The 7,186-nt window shown below is 65.3% G+C and carries 6 protein-coding genes; 4 read left to right on the forward strand and 2 right to left on the reverse strand.

The annotated features are described in order from the left end of the window. The first annotated feature begins 3 nt into the window (after window positions 1-3). The 4 genes from AC1DS3_RS12360 (at window position 4) to AC1DS3_RS12375 (ending at window position 4,824) form a co-directional block, all read left to right on the forward strand. A complete protein-coding gene (locus AC1DS3_RS12360) occupies window positions 4-1,080 on the forward strand; it encodes a branched-chain amino acid ABC transporter permease (RefSeq protein WP_477127253.1) in 1,077 nt (358 codons plus the stop codon). Between the two features lie 87 nt (window positions 1,081-1,167). Beyond that, window positions 1,168-2,502, forward strand: a complete 1,335-nt coding sequence (locus AC1DS3_RS12365; protein ID WP_477127254.1) for an ABC transporter substrate-binding protein — start codon at window positions 1,168-1,170, stop codon at window positions 2,500-2,502. 102 nt (window positions 2,503-2,604) lie between these two features. After that, complete coding sequence (locus AC1DS3_RS12370) at window positions 2,605-3,420, forward strand: ABC transporter ATP-binding protein (protein ID WP_477127255.1); 816 nt, start codon at window positions 2,605-2,607, stop codon at window positions 3,418-3,420. 153 nt (window positions 3,421-3,573) lie between these two features. Beyond that, window positions 3,574-4,824: a phenylacetate--CoA ligase family protein gene (locus AC1DS3_RS12375; protein WP_441632218.1), complete on the forward strand. Its 1,251-nt coding sequence runs from the start codon at window positions 3,574-3,576 to the stop codon at window positions 4,822-4,824. Here AC1DS3_RS12375 and AC1DS3_RS12380 read toward each other — a convergent pair. Next, the gene (locus AC1DS3_RS12380) at window positions 4,815-5,285 is read right to left on the reverse strand and encodes a YbaN family protein (RefSeq protein WP_441632220.1); all 471 of its coding nucleotides are present in this window, start codon (window positions 5,283-5,285) and stop codon (window positions 4,815-4,817) included. The two genes, AC1DS3_RS12375 and AC1DS3_RS12380, sit on opposite strands and share 10 nt — an antisense overlap. A 5-nt stretch (window positions 5,286-5,290) precedes the next feature. Further along, window positions 5,291-6,268, reverse strand: a complete 978-nt coding sequence (locus AC1DS3_RS12385; protein WP_477127256.1) for an NAD(P)H-dependent flavin oxidoreductase — start codon at window positions 6,266-6,268, stop codon at window positions 5,291-5,293. Window positions 6,269-7,186 lie beyond the last annotated feature (918 nt).

The raw sequence follows: 7,186 nt of genomic DNA on the forward strand, positions 1-7,186 counted from the left end.
AACATGTTCTACCGTGAATCCGGCCAGTTCAAGACCACCTACGTTGCCGATAGCCAGATCTTCCCCATCCGTCAGGACCGCATCGGCTTTGCGGTGCTGATGGCGGTGGCCTTCGTGGCGATTCCGCTGCTGGGTTCGGAGTACTGGTTCTCGGCCATCCTGATCCCGTTCCTGATCTTCGCGCTGGCCGCGCTCGGGCTCAATATCCTCACGGGCTACGCGKGGCAGCTCTCGCTTGGCACCGCGGCCTTCATGGCGGTGGGCGCCTACGCGGCCTACAACTTCCAGCTGCGCATCGAGGGCCTGCCGGTGCTGCTGACCTTTATCCTCGCCGGACTGTCGGCGGCGCTGGTGGGGGTGGCGTTCGGCCTGCCGTCGCTGCGCATCAAGGGCTTCTACCTTGCGGTGGCGACGCTGGCCGCGCAGTTCTTCGTGGTGTGGGCGCTGACCAAGTTTCCCTGGTTCTCCAACAACAGCTCATCGGGCGTGATCACCGCGCAGCAGTTGAACCTGTTTGGCATCGCCATCGATACGCCGGTGAAGAAGTAYCTSTTCGTGCTGATGCTGGTGACGGTGCTGGCCATCGYSGCCAAGAACMTGGTGCGCTCSTCGACCGGGCGCGCMTGGATGTCGGTGCGCGACATKGACGTGGCGGCGGARGTGATCGGCATTCCGCTGATGCGCACCAAGTTGCTGGCCTTTGCCGTCAGCTCGTTCTACTGCGGCGTGGCGGGCGCGCTCTATGCGTTCTGCTACCTGGGCTCGGTCGAGCCGGACGGCTTCTCGCTCGACCTYTCSTTCCGCGTSCTGTTCATGATCATCATCGGCGGCGTGGGCAGCATCCTTGGCTCGTTCCTGGGCGCGGCGTTCATCTTGCTGCTGCCGATCTTCCTGGACATCGCGCTGCCGCCGCTGGCCGCGTTGCTGCACCTGCCCTTTACCAACGCCGCCGTGTCGCATATCCAGTTGATGGTGTTCGGCGGGCTGATCATCTTTTTCCTGGTGGTGGAGCCGCATGGCCTGGCACGGCTGTGGCAGATCGCGAAGGAGAAGCTGCGGCTCTGGCCATTCCCACACTGAGTCTCATCGCATCGATGTTTTTTGGTTCGGAACAAGAGAAACGGGTATTCCATAACAAACACACCTGCCAAGGTGAAGGAGACTGTCATGACCATCCTGATTCGCAATCTGCAGCGTATAGCCCTGGCGGTGGGTGCGTCGGCCGCGCTGCTGGCGCCGCTGGCGGTGCAGGCGCAAAGCGGCGAGCAGTTCGTCGCGCTGCCCAGCTATCGCGTCGGCCCTTATGGCGCCAACGGACAGTCCTTTTATGGCGGCTTCGTCGACTACCTGAACTACGTCAACCTCAAGGACGGGGGCGTGAACGGCGTCAAGCTGTCGTGGGAAGAGTGCGAGACGGAGTACAACAACGCCAAGGGCGTGGAGTGCTACGAGCGGCTCAAGGGCAAGAGCCCGGCCAGCAAGGGCACCGCGTACCACACCATGTCGACCGGCATCTCCTACGCGCTGGTGGACAAGACCGCGGCCGACAAGGTGCCGCTGGTGATGATGGGCTATGGCCGCACCGATGCGGTTGACGGTTCGGTCTTCCCCTATGCCTTCCCGCTCGTCACCACCTACCAGATGCAGGTCTCGGCCATCGTCAAGTTCCTGGCGGGCAAGAACGGCGGCTCGCTGGCCGGCAAGAAGATTGTCTACCTGTATCACGACTCCGCCTATGGCAAGGAGCCGATCGTGGCGCTGGAAGCCGAAGCCAAGCTCGGCAAGTTCAACCTGGTCGAGATCCCGGTGGCGCACCCCGGCAACGAGCAGGGCGCACAGTGGCTGAAGATCCGCCAGGAGAATCCTGACTACGTGATCTTCTGGGGCTGGGGCGTGATGAACCAGACCGCGCTCAAGGCGGCGCAGAAGGTGGGCTTCGCGCGCGACAAGATGATTGGCTCGTGGTGGGCAGGTTCGGAAGAAGACACCGTGCCCGCCGGCGATGCCGCCAAGGGCTATATGAGCGCAACCTGGAACGTGGCGGGCAAGGGCGTGCCGCTGATTGCCGATATCGACAAGGTCGTCTACGGCGCCGGCAAGGGCAATATGCAGGACCGCAACAAGGTTGGCTCGGTGCTCTACAACCGTGGCGTGTCCGCGGCCGTGGTGACGGTGGAGGCGATCCGCGTGGCGCAGGCCAAGTATGGCAAGGGCAAGGTCATGAGCGGCGAAGACATGCGCTGGGCATTCGAGAACCTGAACGTGAACAATGCGCGCCTGCAGCAGCTGGGCGCCACCGGTTTGCTGCCGGAGATCAAGACCAGCTGCGACAACCACGAAGGCTCGGGCAAGGTGAAGATCCAGCAGTGGGACGGCACCAAGTGGGTCGTGGTGTMGGATTGGATCGAAGGCAACAAGAACCTGATCCATCCGCTGTTCAAGGCGAGTGCCGCGCAGTTCGCGAAAGAAAAGGGCATCTCGCCTGCGTGCATGAAGTCTTGATCCGGGCGCCGCAAGGCGTTTGTTGATTGTTGTCGACTCCGCTCGCCCGCATGCGGGCGAGCGGAGATGAAGCCAGCCAGGAACCACCAACCGAGCCGCACCATGAGCCTGTTGTCCGTCAACAATATCGAAGTCATCTACGACCACGTCATCCTGGTGCTCAAGGGCGTTTCCCTCGATGTGCCCGAGGGGCGGATCGTGGCGCTGCTGGGCGCCAACGGCGCGGGCAAGACCACCACGCTCAAGGCCATCTCCAACCTGCTGCACGCCGAGCGCGGGGACGTCACCAAGGGCTCGATCGAGTACCGCGGCAACCGGGTCGACCGGCTCACGCCCAATGAACTGGTCAAGCGCGGGGTGATCCAGGTGATGGAGGGGCGGCATTGCTTCGCCCACCTGACGCTCGAGGAAAACCTGCTGACCGGCGCCTACACGCGCGGCTTGTCGCGCAGTGAAACACGCGATGCGCTGGAGCGCATCTACGCCTACTTCCCGCGCCTGAAGACGCGCCGCAAATCGCAGGCGGGCTACACCTCGGGCGGCGARCAGCAGATGTGCGMGATCGGCCGGGCCATGATGGCCAAGCCCAGCATGATCCTGCTCGAYGAGCCATCGATGGGGTTGGCGCCGCAGATCGTGGAGGAGATCTTCGAGATCGTGCGCGACCTGAACCAGCGCGAAAAGGTCAGCTTCCTGCTGGCCGAGCAGAACACCATGGTGGCGCTGCGCTATGCGGACTACGGCTACATCCTGGAGAACGGCCGTGTGGTGATGGATGGCGMGGCCGAGGCGCTGCGCACCAATGAGGATGTGAAGGAGTTCTACCTGGGCGTCGCCGCGAACGATGGAGAGGGCGGCGGGAGAAGCTCCTTCCGCGACGTAAAGAGCTATCGCCGGCGCAAGCGCTGGCTCGCCTGAGCAGCGCGGACAAGCCTGCCGCTCGGCCCGTGCACGGCTGCGCTCGGCCAATCCGCCACGGGCCGCTCGCTACGGCGTCTTCGCCCTTCTCGATGCGCGTCCGGGTTTAAACAGTACGGTTCATCACGCGACTACCTACGCGAACTACGCACCATGCCTGAATACTTCGATTCGCTTGAAACGCGCGCCCCGGCCGTCCGCTTGCAGGCCTTGCTGGACGCATTGTCGCGCCAGGTTGCGCATGCCAAGGCGCATGCGCCTTATTTTGCGGAGGTGCTGCGCGACGTGGATCCGCGCGCGCTGGACTCACGCGCCGCATTGGCGGCGCTGCCGGTGACGCGCAAGTCCGAGCTGACGGCGCGGCAGAAGACCATGCCGCCGCTGGGCGGGCTGAATGCGACGCCGCTGGGCGGCCTGCGCCACATCTTCCAGTCGCCCGGCCCGATCCACGAGCCCGACGGGCACGGCGCCGACTGGTGGCGGATCGCGCGCGCGATGTTCGCGGCGGGCTTCCGCTCGGGCGATCTCGTCTACAACACCTTTTCCTACCACTTCACGCCGGCCGGCATGATGATGGAAACCGGCGCCCATCGGCTGGGCTGCTGTGTGTTCCCGGCGGGCGTGGGACAGACCGAATCTCAGGTGCAGGCGATGGCGAGCCTGCAGCCGGCGGCCTACGCGGGCACCCCATCCTTTCTCAAGCTGCTGCTGGAAAAAGGCGACGAGATCGGCCAGCCATGCCGGAGCCTGAGCAAGGCGCTGGTGTCTGGCGAGGCATTGCCGCCATCGCTGCGCGCCTGGTTCACCGAGCGCGGCATCCGCGTGCAGCAGATGTACGGGAGCGCCGACGTGGGCCTGATCGCCTACGAGACGCAGGGCGGCGACGGCTGGGTGGTGGACGAGAACGTGCTGGTGGAGATCGTCGAGCCGGGCGGCACGCAGCCCATGCCTGATGGCGAGACCGGCGAGGTGGTGGTCACGGTGCTGGGCAATGGAGACTATCCGCTGGTTCGCTTCGGCACGGGCGACCTGTCGGCGTTCGTGGCCGGCTCGGACGAGCGCGCCAGCCCGTGCGGGCGCACCAACCAGCGGCTCAAGGGCTGGCTGGGCCGTGCCGACCAGACCACCAAGGTCAAGGGCATGTTCGTGCATCCCGGGCAGGTGGGCGAGGTGGTGCGGCGCCATCCCGAGGTGCGCGCCGCGCGCCTGGTGGTGACAGGCAGCGTAGGCGCCGACGTGATGACCCTGCACTGCGATGCCACGCGCGACGATGCGGCGCTGGCGCAGGCCATCGGCGAATCGCTGCGCGAGGTGATGCGCCTGCGCGGCGAGGTGCGCTTCGTGGCAGCGGGCTCGCTGCCGCAGGATGGCAAGGTGATCGAGGACGCGCGGCGTTACGACTGAGCGCGGTCGCGGCCCGTGGACGGTGCCGCATGGCCGCCGGCGGGGCGCGTCGGCAGCCACAGCAGCCATGCGCTGACGGCCGCCGCGATGGCGACCAGCGTCAGCGAAGCCAGCGGGCGCTCGCGCATCAGCCATGCGGTGGTGCCCATCGACAGCCACATCATGCCGATGGCCAATTGCTTGGCGCGCAAGGGAATGCTGCGGTGGGCCTGCCAGTCACGCACCAGCGGGCCGAAGCGCGGATGCGCAGTCAGCCGCGCATGGAAACGCTCCGAGCCGCGCGCGAAGCACGCGGCGGCCAGCAAGACGAAAGGCGTGGTGGGCAGCACCGGCAGGAAGATGCCGATCACGCCCAGCAGCAGGCTGAGCACGCCGAGCGCCACCCACAGCGCGCGCAGCGCGCGTTGCCTGCGGCTGCGCACGGCGGGAGGGGTGGGTGGGGTGGGCGTAAAGGATGGCAATGCGCTCAGACCGCAAGCCCCAGGCGGGCGCGCGCGTCGTTGTACTCGGCTTTCATGCGCGCCACGATTTCGCCGGCGGTGGGGATGTCGTGGATCTGGCCCACGCCCTGGCCGGCGCCCCAGACATCCTTCCATGCCTTGGCCTTGGACGCGCCGCTGGAAAAGTCCATCTTGGTCTTGTCCGCCTGCGGCAGGTTGGCGGGATCCAGCCCCGAGGCCTCGATGCTCTCGCGGATGTAATTGCCGTGCACGCCGGTAAACAGGTTGGTGTAGATGATGTCGGCCGCGGCGGAGGTGGTGATCGACTGCTTGTAGGACTCGCTGGCGTGCGCTTCCTGCGAGGCGATGAAGCGGGTGCCGACGTAAGCGAAGTCCGCGCCCATGGCCTGTGCGGCCAGCACGGACTCGCCAGTGGCAATCGAGCCCGACAGCGCGATCACGCCGTCGAAGATCTTGCGCACTTCGCCCACCAGCGCGAACGGCGACAGCGTGCCGGCATGGCCGCCGGCGCCGGCTGCCACCAGGATCAGCCCGTCCACGCCGGCTTCGATCGCCTTCTCGGCGTGGCGGATGCTGATCACATCGTGCAGCACGATGCCGCCATAGCTGTGCACGGCGTCGATCATCTCCTTGGGCGGCGCGCGCAGCGAGGTGATGAAGATGGGTACCTTGTGGTCCACGCACACCTTGATGTCGTGCTCCAGGCGCACATTGGAGGTGTGCACGATCTGGTTGACGGCGATCGGGCCGACCGGCTTGCCCGGGTTGGCGGCGCGGAAGGCGGCGAGATCGTCTTCCATCTGGGTGAGCCAGTCGCCCAGCATCTCGGCAGGGCGCGCGTTCAGCGMSGGGAASGAGCCGACGATGCCGGCCTTGCACTGCGCCAGCACCAGCTCGGGGTAGCTGACGATGAACATCGGCGAGGAAATCACGGGCAGCGCCAGGTTTTGCAGGACCTGGGGCAATTGTTTGGCGGCGGGCATGGCGTCTCCTGGACCACGAACGGGCGCCAGTGGCACCCTGGATATGAACGATCGTTCGATTATAGGGAGTTTCGGCTGACGGGCGTTAGACGGGCGTTAGAAGGGGCTGTCTACCTGCGCCAGCCACCGGGGCCAGCTGCGGGGACAGTCTTTGAGCCGAGTCTGCGCCGGAACCCGCGCCGGCTGCAAGTAACAGCGGTCCCACGAGATCTCACTCGATTTCACTCGATCTCGCGAGCCCGCGCCAAAAGGCCAAGCCATGACCCATACCATCCGTCTCCCGTACTTCCAACACGCTCCCAAATCCTTCAAGGCACTGCTTGACCTGTCCGCCATCATCCCGAATGGCTTGCTCGGCAAGCGTCTTGTCGACCCGGTATTCCGCATAACGCCAGCCCGATGCGAAGGGCCGTGTTCGCTGCCAGCGGTGACATCGGCTGCCCGCAGGCCGAGTGTGTCGTCCTTGCCTTCACCGCGCACGCTGTAGACGTCCTCGGGCGGAACGGCGAACAAAAAAAACCCCGCTACGCCGCGGGGCAACTACCACGAAGACTGATAGGAAGAGGCGGGAGGGCACCTGCCAATGCCGCATCCGCACAGCGGACTATAGGCGGCGTTTATGACGGACTGAAGGCGCTCGCGTGAAGACGGGATGACGGCCGTAATCCTGCGAAATGGCCGATTTGCTTCCCTCTAGCGGGTGAGGGTCCGGGGAGAGGGCGGGCGCTCGTTGCGGCGTCGTGCCGGACAACACCACGGGCTTTGCTTGAAGTGGCTCCTAGCTGATATGACTCCCCCGTGTCAATCGAGATTGGTTTGATTCAGTTTCACAGTTGCATGTTGTTCCCCAATTTCCTGGAGGGCGACGTAGCAGTAAGTCTCGACGGTGGATCACGCTGATATCCGCGGGTTGGTTAC

It is taken from the genome of Cupriavidus sp. 01L46 (assembly GCF_056399905.1).